The following is a 309-nucleotide window of genomic DNA, read 5'->3' on the forward strand; positions in this document are numbered from 1 at the left end:
CGCGCGAGGTGACCAGCATTTTTCTCGGCGGCGGCACGCCATCGCTGATGAAGCCGCAAACCGTGGCGATGGTGCTGGACGCGGTGGCGAAGAACTGGACGGTGCCGGCCGGCATCGAAGTGACGCTGGAAGCCAACCCTTCCTCAGTCGAGGCCGAGCGCTTTCGCGGCTACCGGGCGGCGGGCGTCAACCGGGTGTCGCTCGGCGTGCAGGCGCTGAACGACAAGGATCTGCGCTTCCTCGGCCGGCTGCACAATGTCGACGAAGCGCTGCATGCGATCGGCTTGGCGCGTGAGATCTTCCCGCGGC

Annotated in this window: 1 protein-coding gene; it reads left to right on the forward strand. The window is 67.3% G+C overall.

What is annotated here, in order from left to right; genetic code table 11:
* A partial coding sequence (locus tag E5W87_RS35735; protein WP_292408759.1) for a radical SAM protein occupies positions 1 to 309 on the forward strand: 309 nt, incomplete at both ends.

The organism is Mesorhizobium sp., from assembly GCF_004962925.1.
Lineage (GTDB): Bacteria > Pseudomonadota > Alphaproteobacteria > Rhizobiales > Rhizobiaceae > Mesorhizobium.